General features: G+C 66.0%; 10 protein-coding genes. All 10 read right to left on the minus strand.

What is annotated here, in order from left to right; translation table 11 throughout:
* Position 1: 1 nt before the first annotated feature.
* From SR858_RS24505 to SR858_RS24550, 10 genes are read right to left on the minus strand one after another with little or no spacing between them, the layout of a single operon-like run.
* Positions 2-1,834 (minus strand): hypothetical protein, encoded by a 1,833-nt coding sequence (locus SR858_RS24505; RefSeq protein WP_019923521.1) that lies wholly within the window; start codon positions 1,832-1,834, stop codon positions 2-4.
* A complete protein-coding gene (locus SR858_RS24510; RefSeq protein ID WP_019923522.1) occupies positions 1,831-4,095 on the minus strand; it encodes a hypothetical protein in 2,265 nt (754 codons plus the stop codon). Before SR858_RS24510 ends, SR858_RS24505 begins: the two co-directional genes overlap by 4 nt.
* Positions 4,079-5,128 carry a hypothetical protein gene (locus SR858_RS24515; RefSeq protein ID WP_019923523.1) on the minus strand — a complete coding sequence of 350 codons (1,050 nt, stop codon included), beginning with the start codon at positions 5,126-5,128 and terminating at the stop codon, positions 4,079-4,081. Before SR858_RS24515 ends, SR858_RS24510 begins: the two co-directional genes overlap by 17 nt.
* Positions 5,128-6,060 (minus strand): DUF58 domain-containing protein, encoded by a 933-nt coding sequence (locus SR858_RS24520; RefSeq protein WP_040378052.1) that lies wholly within the window; start codon positions 6,058-6,060, stop codon positions 5,128-5,130. The genes SR858_RS24515 and SR858_RS24520 overlap by 1 nt, the downstream gene beginning before the upstream one ends.
* A gap of 43 nt (positions 6,061-6,103) precedes the next feature.
* Positions 6,104-7,111, minus strand: coding sequence for an AAA family ATPase (locus tag SR858_RS24525; protein WP_322534077.1), 1,008 nt, complete (start codon positions 7,109-7,111; stop codon positions 6,104-6,106).
* Positions 7,112-7,729 carry a DUF4159 domain-containing protein gene (locus tag SR858_RS24530; protein ID WP_019923526.1) on the minus strand — a complete coding sequence of 206 codons (618 nt, stop codon included), beginning with the start codon at positions 7,727-7,729 and terminating at the stop codon, positions 7,112-7,114.
* A 23-nt stretch (positions 7,730-7,752) separates the two neighbouring features.
* Positions 7,753-9,090 (minus strand): TldD/PmbA family protein, encoded by a 1,338-nt coding sequence (locus tag SR858_RS24535; protein ID WP_019923527.1) that lies wholly within the window; start codon positions 9,088-9,090, stop codon positions 7,753-7,755.
* A 3-nt stretch (positions 9,091-9,093) separates the two neighbouring features.
* Entirely contained in the window at positions 9,094-10,731 is a 1,638-nt protein-coding gene (locus SR858_RS24540; protein ID WP_019923528.1) for a TldD/PmbA family protein, read from the minus strand.
* A gap of 20 nt (positions 10,732-10,751) precedes the next feature.
* Positions 10,752-12,089, minus strand: coding sequence for a TldD/PmbA family protein (locus tag SR858_RS24545; protein ID WP_019923529.1), 1,338 nt, complete (start codon positions 12,087-12,089; stop codon positions 10,752-10,754).
* 17 nt (positions 12,090-12,106) lie between these two features.
* Complete coding sequence (locus SR858_RS24550) at positions 12,107-13,744, minus strand: TldD/PmbA family protein (protein ID WP_019923530.1); 1,638 nt, start codon at positions 13,742-13,744, stop codon at positions 12,107-12,109.
* Positions 13,745-13,783 lie beyond the last annotated feature (39 nt).

The following is a 13,783-nucleotide window of genomic DNA, read 5'->3' on the forward strand; positions in this document are numbered from 1 at the left end:
GTTAACCGGCCACCGGGATGCCGGGGTCGGTATCGGCGTTGAGTCCCGGCGCTGGTCGTGCAGGGTTGCCATGCTGCTCGCGCCACCACAGCGCCAGCATGCACAGCGCGAACAAGATGGCAAACGGCATCGCTGGCAGCGGGCGGTCATTGACGGCGCCGCGAGTGGTGCCGTTAGTGGTGCCGTTAGTGCCATTGGCGGCATCACTGGTGCCGTTGTCGTTTGCCTCGCCGGTGGCAGCCCGGGTGCTGCCAGCGCGCGCGGCATAGGCGGCAGTTGCCTCGCGCCGCAGCGTGCGCTGCCACGCCGGCCAGTCGCCCGGTGCATACACGTACTGGCGTCCCGCCTCCAGGCCCTCGCTACGCAGCGCCAGCCAGCCCGCCTGTGGCGCCCACACGGCGGCGCACATGGCATCGGCCTTGCCGGCACGCGCCAGCAGGCGGGCATCGGCCAGGCCGTCGATATGCAGCGCCGCGCCTGGCTTGGCGCCTCGCGCGCAAATTTCGGTGCGCAGTCCGGGCAGCGGCATCGGGTCCGTCAACACCCACCCGGCCCCGGACTCGCCGGCCAGCGCCATCGCATCCATCGCCCCCTGCCACCACAGCGCCAGCGCCCTTGGCGCGCTGATCGCGTAGCGATGCCAGTCGGCCACGCCTATCCACACCACGCGCCCCTGGCCCAGCGCGCGCTGCCACGCCCATGGCCGTGCATGGCTGTCGCGCGCCAGCGTCGTCCACTCGCCGCCGGCCACATCATCGGGATTGAGTGCCGCCGGCGCCAGCGTCAACTCCGCACCGGCAAGCGCAAACCGGCGCTGGTCTTCCTGTTCCGTGGTCGGCGACTGTGGCCGCACCCGCAAGCCCAGGTCGCGCTGCCACAGGCCGGCATCGGCCGCGTTGCCGCCCAGGACCACCAGCGGCACGCCCTGCCTCACTTGCGCCAGCAAGGCCGCGCGCGCAGCGGGCGCCAGCTGTTCGACATGAGCGGCATCGACCACCATCGCATTGGGAGTCGTAATGGCCGTGCGTGCGGTCTCGGTACGGGCAATGGCCTTGCCCAGCACGACCTGCCAGTCGAGCACCGCGCCGCCGTCGGTCAGCAGGCGATTGAGCGCGCTGGCGTCGAACGACGGTGCGTTGAAGCGGCCGACGATCTGCAGCGGCACCGGGGCCGTTACCTGGACCGGTACCGGTCCGCTGGCGACGACCTTGCCGGCGGCATCGAGCACGCGCGCATGCAATACCATCGCCTCGGCCACCGGTGGCAGCCATTGCACGGACCGTTGGAGCGATTTACCGGCGCTGCTGCTGGCGGCATTGGCTGCATTTTTCGCATTGGCTGCATCTGGCGCATGAGCGGCACTGGATGCCGAATCGGCCAGCAACTGGCCGTTCTCGGCCAGCAGTTGCAGCCGCCACGCACCGTGCGCCTGCGGACGGTGCACGGTGAGCGTGAACACGCGGCCCAGCGCCATGGTGCGCGGGAAGTCGAGCGACAGCGCTTCGTCTTTGGTTGGCGTCCAGCGCAGCGGACGGGCCGGCAGATCCTGCCATTGCGCCGCGCGCAGGCCATCGCCGGCCAGGTCGATCGAGCCGGCATCTGCCATCGCCTGCAATTGGGCGTCGGCGATGGCGCCGCTGGCATCGGTGACGACCGTCAGCGCAGGCGCAGGCACGGGCAGGCGGGCATCGGCCAGCGCCACAGCCAGCGCCGCTCCCGCCAGCATGGCCAGCAACGCTTTGAACCACTGGCGCCGCCGGCCATACAGCGCGGCGCTGAAAATGCCGATGGCCAGGGCCACGCAAGCTGGCGCCAGATGGGTGACCGAGATCATCGTTGCGGCTCCGGTTTCGGATGATGTTTGGACTGCGGCGGCTGCTGTTGTGCGGACGGCTGCGATTGCGATCGCGACTGCTGTTGCAATTGGGGCTGCGGCTGCTGTTCCGGCCGCTCCTGGTGCCTGGCCTCGTTGCGCCAGGCGCTCAGGAATGGCGACTGCGTTGCCACGCGCGCCTGCACCAGCACGGGCGCATCGGCCAGCGTGCCGCGCAGCCAGGCGCGCAGCGGACCGCGACACGGTACGCAGCCGTCCTGCACATCCTGCACCGCACGTTGCGCCGCCAGTTTCTGTTCCGGGTCGGCGATGCGGGCGCCGATGGCGTCGCGTGCGGCCTTGCTCCACAACGCCGGCAGCGCGCCGTCCAGCGCCAGCGCCTGCACCAGGTCGCGTACTTCGGCCGGCACCGTGTCGTCCGGGGCTCCCTGCGCGCGCTTGTAACTCATGGCGCCCACCATGTCGCCGCTCAGGCGTTTTTCTTCCTTGAGCGCGGGCGGTACAAAGGCGGTGCGGTGCAGGTACACGCGCTCGGCCGCCTGCAGTTCCTTGATGGCACCCAACGCCTTGTACTCGGGACCCAGCGCTGCCTTCGGTGTCACCGCGCGCAGCGCCTTTTCCGCATCCCACATGGCCGCCAGCGCGCGTTTCAGGATCGCCTTGGTTTGCGGGTCGAAAATGGTGGCGTTGTCTTCCTGGTCGTGGACGTGGCCGAAGCGCTGCATGGCGCCAACCTCGGTGCCCATCGATTGATTGCTGTGCTGCTGGTCGCTGGGTGCACCGCCATGCTCCTCGTGACTGTCATGCTCCTTGTGGCTATCATCTTCCTTGTGGCCGGGCTGCTTGCTGTCATGCCCCTCGTGCCCATGCTCGTCGCCGAACAAGCTCGATTCCTCGCCCAGGAACTGGCCGTAGCGCAGCCGCAGCGCGGCCTGGTCGGCGGCGATTGCCTCGCTGCGCGCGCGCAGGTCGGCCAGCTTGGGCCGGGCCTGGAGGTCCGCCACCAGTTGTTCGGTGTCGATGATGACCTGGCGCTGGCTGCGCAGGCTCTCCGGTTTGACCATGGTGGGCAGCGCGGTCGACTCGACGCTTTCGGCCTCCGGTCCCGGCAGGCGCAGCGTATAGGTGGGCGACTGCACGGTGTGCGGATTTTCGGGATCGTTGTCGGTGGCGCGTACGAAGAAATACAGTTCGTCGCCCGGCTCCATGCCCAGCTCAGCCAAGGTCCACTGCTTGTTCCAGGTCCGCTGTTTGGGGTCAGCGGACTTGGGCAGCGGCACTTCGCGGTCGGTGAAGCGCACGTTCTCGCCGCTGCCGCGCGCCAGCGTCATATGCAGGCTGGCGCGCATGATGGCGTAGTCGTCGCGCACCACCACGGCGATGCGCGCGGCCGCCGCATCCCTGGCCAGCAGGTGGATCAATTCAACCGGCTCGGCGATGGTCACCTGCGGCGCCTGGTCCTGTGTGACGCGGATGTTGTAGCGCGCGCCGCCGCCAGCGCCGGCACTGCGGGCGCGCCAGAACAGCGAGTCTTCCACGCGGCGCATGGCGCAGGCTGCGCCCACGGCCAGGATGGCGCCGTCGCTCAGCTCCACCGCCGCCTTTTCGGCGGGCGAGTCGGCCGGCTGGCGCACGCACCACTGCACCTGCGCGTATTGCGGCACCTCGATATCGCGCGCGCCAGTCTCGAAGGCTGCCACGCCAGTGTAAGCAGGCGGCGTCACGCGCAGGTAGATTTCGCCGGCAACCACCGGCGTGTTGGCAGAAGGCGTTGCGGCGGGTTGCGCAACGGCGCGTACGGCGCTGGCACCGTAACACCAGGCGGCGCCGGTGGCGATCATTGCCAGCACCACCGGTGCGAGCGAGGATGGTGCGGCCAGCGGCGCGCGGCGGCAGGCGATGGCGCGATAGTCGGCGGCGCTCAAGCTGGTAGCCAGGCGCGCCTGCAACCGCTGCTGCTGCAAGCGCGCCATGGGCGTGGCTGGCTCGCCGGCCAGCAGCGCGCTGCTGTCTTCCAGCGCCGGCACGGCGGCGTCCAGCCAGGCGGCCCATTGCGCGGCGATGCGCTGGCGCCAGCGCCAGGCGTCCAGCGCCAGCCCAAGGGCCCAGGCGGCCAGCGCCGCCAGCAGCCACGTGCGCATGGCCGGCAGCAGCACAGCGGCGGCCACCAGCGGGGTCAACGCGACCAACCAGGCTGGCGCACGGCGGCGCAGCACGGCGGCCCACAGCCGCTGGCGCAACAGGTCAGGAGCGGCGGGCATGGGTCAGACTCCGTTCCAGTAAAAACAGTGCCAGCAACAGCCAGGCGATCCAGTAGGCAGGCTTGGCATCGGCGGCAGCGGATGCCATGACAAACTTGTGCGACGGCGCCGGATAGACAGGCGCCGGTGCGACAGCGAGCAGGCGCCATGCTTCGTACAGGGCGCGCGCGGTCTCGGCATCTTGCGGCGGGAAGGCGGCCGAGGTCCACAGGCGGCCGCGCGCACTGTCGGCGTAACGCAGTGTGACGCCGTTGATGGTGATGGTGGTGGCTTTGCCCAGTTCCGGCCAGGCCTTGTCACTACCGGCGCCCAGCCACCAGTGCGGCGCGCGCCAGTCTGCCGGTGGTGCCAGCGTTGGTGTATCCCAGACGATCAATTCGGTCGTGGCGACGGGCGCGCCAGCAATGACGTAACGCTGCGCGCCATCGCCAGCCTGGCCGAACGCGGCAAATAGCGCGCGCCAGGCCTGTACACGCTCGGGCGTTGCCGATAGCGCGACCCGGTGACTCACTGGTGACGTGGCTGGTGCCGGAGGTACGTTTGGCGCAGCCTGCACCCGCAGCTCCACCGCATGACCGAACTGCGGCGCCCGCGCGGGCATGCCGATCTGCCCCTCGCGCGCCACGATCAACAGCCGCGCACCGGCGCGCCAGTCAGGTTCGTTGTGGCGCAGCCAGGCCAGCGCGTCCGGCGGCAAATCGATACGCCGTGCGCCATCCATCCCTGCATCGGCGATCTGGCGCGCAGCCCATGCATGGTCGGCGCCGGCATCGACCAGCACCGTGTCGCCGCGCCATGGTAATACGGTGACGGCCAGCCAGGCGATCAGCGCCACCAGCAACAGGCAGCGCACCAGCAACAGCAAGCGGTCGCGCCACTGCCATACGCGCAACTGCTGCGGCGCGGCAGCAGGCAGGAAGCGCGCGGTAGCCAGAAATTGGGCGTCGAGGCGCTGGCGCTTTTGCCGGTGCCACCAGATCGGTAGCAACAGCAGCGGCAGCGCCAGCCACCACCAGGGATAGCTACTCGTCATCAACGCGCTCCCGCTTTTTGCAGCCAGCGGCGCAGGACGTCCGCCAGCGGCTGCTCGACACACGCCTCGTGGTGGACAATATCGTGCTGGCGGCAGCTGGTGGCAAGCGCGCCGAAGTGGGCCGCGCTGCACTCGAGGTAAGCGGCGCGTTCGGCTTTGGTAAACCTGTGCAGGCCCGTCTCCTGTTCGGGATCGCGATAAGCGGCGCCGGAAGGGAAACTGGCTTCGACTTCGGCCCGCGTGCGCACCGTCAGCAGCCGCACATCGTGGTGCAGCTTGCGCAGGCGCAGCAGCGCCTCCGACAGCGGCGACGGCCCAGACTGGCCGTGCCAGTCCAGGCCATCGGTGGCGGCAAATACGAGGCTCGGCGCACGCGCAAAATGCAGGTTCGATTTCAATACCTGCGCGGTTGGCGGCAGGCCTTCCGCCCGCGCGCCAGCCAGCCGCGCCAGCACCCGCTGCAAGTGCCGTGGTCCGCGATCGGCCGGCGTGAATGCCACCTTGCCGCCGCTGCAAATGGCCAGGCCAAAGGCGTCGCCCTGGCGCTGGGCGATGGCGGCCACGCAGGCTAGCGCCGTGCGGGCAAACCACAGCTTATCGACCCCTTTCAATTCGCGGCTAGGTTCCGCCATCGACGCCGTGGCGTCGAGCCACAGCCAGGTGGCGACGTGGCTGTCGCGCTCCGCCTCGCGCACAAAATAACGGTCGGCGCGCGCCAGCAGTTTCCAGTCCACGCGCCGCCATTCGTCGCCGGGCGCATAGGCGCGGTACTCGGAAAACTCGACGCCCGCGCCGCGCTCGCGGCCCGCGTGAATGCCGTGGCCGAGACCGGCCAGCACGTGGCGAATCACCAGCTCCAGGTCGCGCGTGGCGGCCATGGCGGCATTGGTCGCAGCGGGAATGGCGGCGGGGGATGGAGGTGAAACGGGCATCGGCAATGGGCGCGTGTTGGACGAAATGGACGTGGAGCGTCGGCTAATCGGGAAGGATATGCTCGCGCAGCGCCAGCAGGATGTCAGCGATCGCCACGCCGTCGGCCTCGGCCTCGAAGTTGCGGATCACGCGGTGCGCCAGCACCGGCAGCAGCATCGCGCCGATATCCTCGCGCGTGACCGCCAGCCGGTTGTGCATCAGCGCCCGCGCCTTTGATGCCAGCACCAGCGCCTGGCCGGCGCGCGGACCGGCGCCCCAGCCTACGTGCTGCGTCACCGCCGGCACGGTGGTGAGCGCGGGCCGGGTGGCCCGCACCAGCCGCGTGGCGTACGTCAGCAAATGTTCGCCGATTTCGATATCGCGCACCAGCTGCTGCAGGCGCAACAGCGTGGCCACGTCCATCACCGGTTCGGCATCGCGCAGGCCGGCGTTGGTGGTGGCGGCCACCATGCGGATTTCTTCCTCCTCGGTCGGATAGACGACGTCGATGCGCAGCAGGAAGCGGTCGAGCTGTGCCTCCGGCAGCGGATAGGTGCCGGCCTGCTCGATCGGGTTCTGCGTCGCCAGCACGAAGAAGGGCTTGGGCAGCACATGGGTCTGTCCGGCGAAGGTGACGCTGCGTTCCTGCATCGCCTCCAGCAGCGCCGACTGGGTTTTGGGCGGCGCGCGGTTGATCTCGTCGGCCAGCAGCACCTGGGTGAATACTGGCCCGGGCTGGAAGCGGAACTCGCGCTTGCGCGTGGCCTGGTCTTCTTCCAGGATCTCGGTGCCGACGATATCGGACGGCATCAGGTCGGGCGTGAACTGTACCCGGTGGAACGCCATGTCGGTTGCCTGCGAGAGCGACTTGACCAGCAGCGTCTTGCCCAGTCCAGGCACGCCCTCCACCAGCGCGTGGCCGCCGGCGAGCAGACAGATGATGAGCGAGTCGATCACGTTTTCCTGGCCGATGATCACCTTCGACATGCTGGCCTTGAGCGCCACCACCTTGGCGGTCAACGCGCCAACTTCACTTTCGCTCCAGGCGATTGCGCCCATCGTACCGCTCATCTAAGCTCCCAACGCGTATTGAATGATATTGACCGCAAAGCGGGTGTTGTCGATCGCCAGAAAACGCTTGTTGCGAAAGTCGTAGTCCCACTCGCAGCCGTAGTCCTTGTTGCTGTATAAAATCCGCACCCGTCCGCCCACTTCCACCGCCTTCAGGTAGTCGTGCACCAGGTCGTCGCCCCATCCATTGAGTTCCACGCCGGTCGTCGGCGGCCCCTCGAACTTGAAGAAGCTCGAATAGACCGGGTGGTTGTTCGGGATCTTGTTCAAGGCGCGCTTGCCGAAAATGCTGGCGATCTCGGATTCGAACGACTTGGCGAACAGGCCGTCGATATCGTGGTTGCAGTCATCCACGAACACGAAGCCGCCGCCCTTCACGTAGCGCTCGAGGTTCTTGCGCTCGGCCGGCGTGAACTGCACCAGCTTGTGGCCGGCGAAGTAGCAGAACGGCGCCTCGAGCATCTTCGGGTCGGACAGGGCCACGATACGCTCCACCGGATCGACGCGCAGGGTCGTGTACTCGACCAGCGAATTGAGCACGTTGCTGGGCATGCGCACATCGACATCCCAGTCGCCCGACTCGTAAGTCAGGCGGGTGAAGTAGAAATCCCAGGCCAAAGCCGTCTGCCCTTTCGTTAAACCTACACCGCGTCCGACAGCGACGTGAAGTTAAAGTCGCGCACCTTCATCGGCGGGATCATCATCTGGTAACGCACTTCGTCGCCGCCGATCACCACCGGCTTGCCCAGTTCCTCGATATTGTTCAGCATCGACACCGGGCTCTCGTTGAAGCGGAAGTTCTTGATCGGGTGCTTGATCTTGCCGTTCTCGATGTAGAAGGTGCCATCGCGCGTCAGGCCCGTGAGCAGCAGCGACTGCGGATCGACCATGCGGATATACCAGGTGCGCGTGACCAGCACGCCCTTCTTGGTGGACGCGATCAGCTCTTCGGTGGACTTGCCGCCGCCCGACATGATCATGTTGCCGTGGCGGCCGATGGCGCGCTTGCCCTGCTTCTCGGCCCAGTAAGGGGTGTAGTCGAGCGAGGCGATCTTGCCGCCCTTGATCACGTCGGTGCGCTCGCGCGCCAGCATCGAGGCGTTGTCCCAGCCCAGCACCGGCACGTCCGGGTTCCACGGATCGGCCCACAGGTTCACCTGCTCGTCGAACAGCTTTTCGCCGAGGCGGTTACCGCCACCTTTTTTCGACAGGAAGCTGCGGCCCTCGTCGGCCTGGCGCGCATCGAACGCGCCGAACATGCGGCCGATGATTTCCGACGTGGCGGCCGGCTCCAGGATCACCGTGTAGCGACCCGGCTCGATGGCCTTGGCATTGACCGAAGTAAGCGCTTTTTCGATGGCAATCTCGGACGCCTCGCGCGCGTTGAACCTGGCGGCATCGTTGGCCGAGCGCGTGACCCAGCCCGAGCCCAGGCCGTCCTCGGTGCGGGTCGTGACCGTGAAGCCGAGGTTGGTCAGGGTCTGGTAGCCGAACACGCCGTTGGAGTTGGCCACGGTTTCGAAGCCGGTGGTATCGCTGAAAAAGCCGGCGGCGACCAGGCCTTTTTTACGCGCCAGCTCGATGCTCGCTGCCGCCACCTCCGCGCGGTACTCGGGATCGATGGCGGCGGTGGCCGCGCTGTACGTCGACGATGCTTTATAAACCTGCCCTTTCACGGCCGGCAGGAACTCCGGATTTTCCGGTGCCAGGCGCGCCACTTCCTCGGCGCGGCGCACGGCCTTTTCCAGCGACTTGTCATCGAACTCGTTCACCGACGCCGTGCCCTGGCGCTTGCCAAAGGCCACGCTCACGGTGAGCTGGGTGTTTTGCACCAGGCCGGCGGTGGACACGCTGTTGCGCGCGTAGCGCACGTTGCCGCGCTGGCTGCCCGAAATCTGCACCCGGCATTCGTCGGCTTTCGACAGCGCCATCACCTTGTCGCAAATCTGTTTTGCCTGGTCTTGCGTGAGCATCTTCATCGTTTATCCTATTTTGCGTGCGGTGTTGATCACATTGATGCCGTTGAAGCGCGTGGTGGGCGAACCGTGCGACACGGCGCTGACCTGGCTCGGCTGGCCCTTGCCGTCGAAGAAGGAGCCGCCCATGCGCCAGTCGCGCGCATCGCACAGCGCCGTGCAGGCGTTCCAGAACTCCTGGGTGTTCGATTGGTAGGCCACGTCTTCGAGCTGGTTGCCGATCTTGCCGTTCCTGATCTCGAAATACAGCTGGCCGCCGAACTGGAAGTTGTAGCGCTGCTGGTCGATCGAGAACGAGCCGCGGCCGAGGATGTAAATCCCCTTCTTGACATCCTTGACCATCTCGTCGGGCGTCAGCTGCTTCTTGCCCGCCGCCAGGGAGACGTTGGGCATGCGCTGGAACTGCACGCTGCTCCAGCTGTCCGCGTACGAGCAGCCTTGCGATTCCTTCTCGCCGATGACGTGAGCCTGGTCGCGCGTGGCCTGGTAGTTGACCAGGATGCCGTCCTTGATGATGTCCCAGCGCTTGGCCGGCACTCCCTCGTCGTCGTAACCGACGCAACCGAGCGACGCCGCGGTGGTGCGATCCGCGATGAAGTTGACGATATCGGAGCCGTACTTGAATTTCTTGCTTTGCCACTTGTCGAGCGTGGCAAAGCTGGTGCCGGCGTAGTTGGCTTCGTAGCCGAGCACGCGGTCCAGTTCCGTCGCGTGGCCCACCGACTCGTGGATGGTCAGGAACAGGTGTTCGGGCGAGAGCACCAGGTCGTACTTGCCCGGCTCCACCGACTTGGCGGTGAGCTTTTCGCGCGCCTGGCGCCCGGCCGCACGGGCGTCCTCGATCAGGTCATACGAACCGTTGTACAGCGTGGTCACGCCGCCGGCCGCCTTGAGCTTGTGCTCGGGACGGGCGTCGAAGAATTCATAACCCATCGCCACCGGCGACGACAATCCATCGCGGGTACGGAAGCGGTTACTGGCCTTGTCCACGGCAGTGGCGGTGAACGGCGACCACAAACGGTGCAAGTCCTGGTCGATGTAGGAGCCGTCGGTGGACGCAAAATACTTTTGCTGGTTGACCTGGAACAGGTTGGCCTGCATGAAGTTGGCGCCCGCTTCCAGGCCGGCCTTGTTGGCGGCGATCAGCAGTTCTGCCTTTTCCTTGATGGGCACCGCGCGCCAGTCCTTCTTGAACGGCGTGGCCCATGCCACGTCGCCCACGCCCTTGACGGGCGCCAGCACCACGGGTTCGAGCTGCAGCTTCGCATTGGCGCGGGCAATCGCCACGGCCTGGCGCGCGGCGTCGGCCACCGAGTCGAGCGTCATCACGTTGGTCGAGCAAAAGCCGTAGGCGCCGCCGGCGATCACGCGCACACCCACGCCGGACGACTCGGTGTTGACGATGTCTTCCACGTTGAGGTCGCGCGTGGTGATGAACTGGTTCAGGTAGCGGCCGATGCGCACGTCGCAGTAGCTGGCGCCGGCCTTGGTGGCCGCGTTGAGGGCGGCGTCGGCCAGCGACTTCTTGAACTGCACGGCCATTGGGCTCAGCAACTCGTCGGCGGCGATGGCGTTACCGAAAACGGGGATCAGCAAGCTGCCGCCGGCGGCGGCGCTGACCTTTAAAAATGAACGTCGTTCCACTGATACTCCAAAAGTCTGTTTTAAACCGCGTCCGACAGCGACGTGAAATTGAAATCGCGCACGCGCATGGCCGGCACCAGCAACTGGTACGGCGATTCGTCGCCCGACAGGATTTCCGGCCGGCCCAGTTCATCGATATTGTTCAACATCGATACCGGGCTTTCGTTGAAGCGGAAGTTCTTGATCGGGTGCTTGATCTTGCCGTTCTCGATATAGAACGTGCCGTCGCGCGTCAAGCCCGTGAGCAGCACCGACTGCGGATCGACCATGCGGATATACCAGGTGCGCGTGACCAGCACCCCTTTTTTAGTATTCGCAATCAGCTCCTCGGTGGATTTGTTGGTGCCGGCCATGATGATGTTGCCGGGCGCCCCCACTGCGCGCTGGCCCTGCTTCTTGGCCCAGTACATCGAGTAATTGAGATCCTGGACGCGGCCATTCTTGATCAGGTCCTGGCGTTCGCGCGCCAGCATCGAGCCGCCATCCCACGGCAGCACGGCCACGTTGGCGTCCCACGGATCGGACCACACGTTGACCTGCTGGTCGAACAGCTTTTCGCCCTTGCGGTTGCCACCGCCTTTTTTCGACAGGAAGCTGCGGCCCTCGTCGGCCTCGCGCGCACCGAAGTCGTTGAACATATAGGCCAGGATGTCGGACGTGGCGGCCGGTTCGAGCACCACCGTGTAGCGGCCCGGTTCCAGCGCCTTGGCTTCCACCGAGCGCAAGGCTTTTTCGATGGCGACGTTGGACGCTTCACGCGCGTCGAATTTCGATGCATCGCCCACGCTGCGCTTGGCCCAGCCGGAACCGCGCCCGTCTTCGGTGCGCACCGTAATGGTGAAGTCCAGTCCGGTATCGCGCTGGAAGCCGAAGACGCCGTTGGAGTTGGCCACCGCCGTGAACTTGGCGCTGTCGGCAAAAAAGCCCGCTGCCACCAGCTTGTTCTTGCGGCTGTTCTCGATGCTGTAGGCGGCCACCTGGGCGCGGAATTCCGGGTCGATGTCGGCGGTCTTCTGGAAGAACGTTTCGCTGGCCTTGTACTGCTGTTTCGATGGCGTGGGCATGAACTCCGGGTTGTCCGGCGCCAGGCGCGCCAGCTCCTCGGCGCGGCGCACCGCGCGCTCGATCGACTTGTCGTCGAACTCATTGATGGTGGCGATGCCCTGCTTGTTGCCGAAGGCGACCGCGATCGCCAGTTCGGTGTTTTCGATCAGGCCAGCAGTGGAGACGGCGTTGCGCGCATAGCGGATATTGCCATTGCGGCTGCCGGTCAGGCTCACTTCGCACTGGTCGGCGCTGGTCAGCGCCAGCACCTTGTCGCAAATGCGTTTGGCGTCGTCCTGGTTGAGGTTTTTCATTGTCTTCTTCTCCAGGCTCAGGCGATCTTGCGCGCAGTGTTAATCACGTTAATGCCGTTGAAGCGGGTGGTACTCGCCCCGTGCGACACCACCGACACCTGCGAAGGCTGGCCCTTGCCGTCGAAGAAGGAGCCGCCCATGCGCCAATCGCGCTCGTCGCACATGGCGGTGCAGGCATTCCAGAATTCCTGGGTATTCGACTGGTAGGCCACGTCTTCGAGCATCTGGCCGATCTTGCCGTTCTTGATCTCGTAGTACAGCTGGCCGCCGAACTGGAAGTTGTAGCGCTGCTGGTCGATCGAGAACGAACCGTCGCCCACGATATAGATGCCCTTCTTGACGTCCTTGACCATCTCGTCCGGGGTAAGTCGCTTTTTACCGGCCTGCAGCGACACATTGGGCATGCGCTGGAACTGCACGCTGCTCCAGTTGTCGGCGTACGAGCAGCCGTGCGATTCCTTCTCGCCGATGATGGCTGCCTGGTCGCGCGTGGCCTGGTAGTTGACCAGGATGCCGTCCTTGATGATGTCCCAGCGCTTGCACGGCACACCCTCGTCGTCGTAACCCACGTTGGCCAGCGAGCCTGGCGTGGTCTTGTCGGCGACGATGTTGACGATATCGGAGCCGTACTTGAATTTCTTGGTTTCCCACTTGTCGAGCGTGGCGAAGCTGGTGCCGGCGTAGTTGGCCTCGTAACCGAGCACGCGATCGAGTTCGGTCGGGTGCCCCACCGATTCGTGGATGGTCAGCCACAGGTGTTCGGGCGAGAGCACCAGGTCGTATTTGCCCGGCTCCACCGACTTGGCGGTGAGCTTCTGCCTGGCCTGTTTGCCGGCCGCGCGCGCATCTTCGATCAGGTCATAGGACTTGGTGTACAGCGTGGTCACGCCACCGGCTGCCTTGACCTTGTGCTCGGGGCGTGCGTCCAGGTATTCGTAGCCCATGCCCACCGGCGCCGACAGGCCCTGGCGGGTGCGGAACTTGTTGCTCTTCTGGTCCACGGCGGTGGCGTATACCGGCATCCACAAGCGGTGCACGTCCTGGTCGATATACGAGCCGTCGGTGGATGCGAAGTATTTTTGCTGGTTCACCTGGAACAGCATCGACTGCATGAAGCTCGCGCCGCCGTCCATGCCGGCCTTGTTGGCGGTGATCAGCAGCTCGGCCTTTTCCTTGATCGGCACCGTGCGCCAGTCCTTGACGATGGGCGTGGCCCACGCCACTTCGCCCAGGCTTTTCACCGGCGCCAGCACGACAGGTTCGGTTTGCAGCTTGGCGTTGGCGCGGGCAATCGCCACGGCCTGGCGCGCGGCGCCTGCCACGCCGTCGGGTGTCATGTCGTTGGTGGCGGCAAAGCCGTAGGCGCCGCCGGCGATCACGCGCACGCCCACGCCGGCCGATTCGGTGTTGACCACGTTGTCCACGTTGAGATCGCGCGTGGTGATGAACTGGTTCAGGTAGCGGCCCACGCGCACGTCGCAGTAACTGGCGCCGGCCTGGGTGGCGGCCGTCATCGCGGTATCGGCCAGCATTTTCTTGAACTGCAGGGCGACCGGGTTGAGTAATTCTTCGGCCGCGATGGCGCGGCCAAAAGCAGGCAGCAACATCGTGCCCAGCGCCAGACTACCAATGTTGAGGAATGCACGTCGTTCCATCATCTCTCCAAATGTGAGACAGGAGCACCTCGCAAAACC

The organism is Duganella zoogloeoides (assembly GCF_034479515.1).
GTDB classification, from domain to species: Bacteria; Pseudomonadota; Gammaproteobacteria; order Burkholderiales; family Burkholderiaceae_D; genus Rugamonas; species Rugamonas zoogloeoides.

What these genes read in the sequence shown, in the direction of transcription:
- SR858_RS24505 (WP_019923521.1), bottom strand. Translation starts at nt 1,834, where the DNA reads ATGATCTCGGTCACCCATCTGGCGCCAGCTTGCGTGGCCCTGGCCATC.
- SR858_RS24510 (WP_019923522.1), bottom strand. Translation starts at nt 4,095, where the DNA reads ATGCCCGCCGCTCCTGACCTGTTGCGCCAGCGGCTGTGGGCCGCCGTG.
- SR858_RS24515 (WP_019923523.1), bottom strand. Translation starts at nt 5,128, where the DNA reads ATGACGAGTAGCTATCCCTGGTGGTGGCTGGCGCTGCCGCTGCTGTTG.
- SR858_RS24520 (WP_040378052.1), bottom strand. Translation starts at nt 6,060, where the DNA reads ATGCCCGTTTCACCTCCATCCCCCGCCGCCATTCCCGCTGCGACCAAT.
- SR858_RS24525 (WP_322534077.1), bottom strand. Translation starts at nt 7,111, where the DNA reads ATGAGCGGTACGATGGGCGCAATCGCCTGGAGCGAAAGTGAAGTTGGC.
- SR858_RS24535 (WP_019923527.1), bottom strand. Translation starts at nt 9,090, where the DNA reads ATGAAGATGCTCACGCAAGACCAGGCAAAACAGATTTGCGACAAGGTG.
- SR858_RS24545 (WP_019923529.1), bottom strand. Translation starts at nt 12,089, where the DNA reads ATGAAAAACCTCAACCAGGACGACGCCAAACGCATTTGCGACAAGGTG.
- SR858_RS24550 (WP_019923530.1), bottom strand. Translation starts at nt 13,744, where the DNA reads ATGGAACGACGTGCATTCCTCAACATTGGTAGTCTGGCGCTGGGCACG.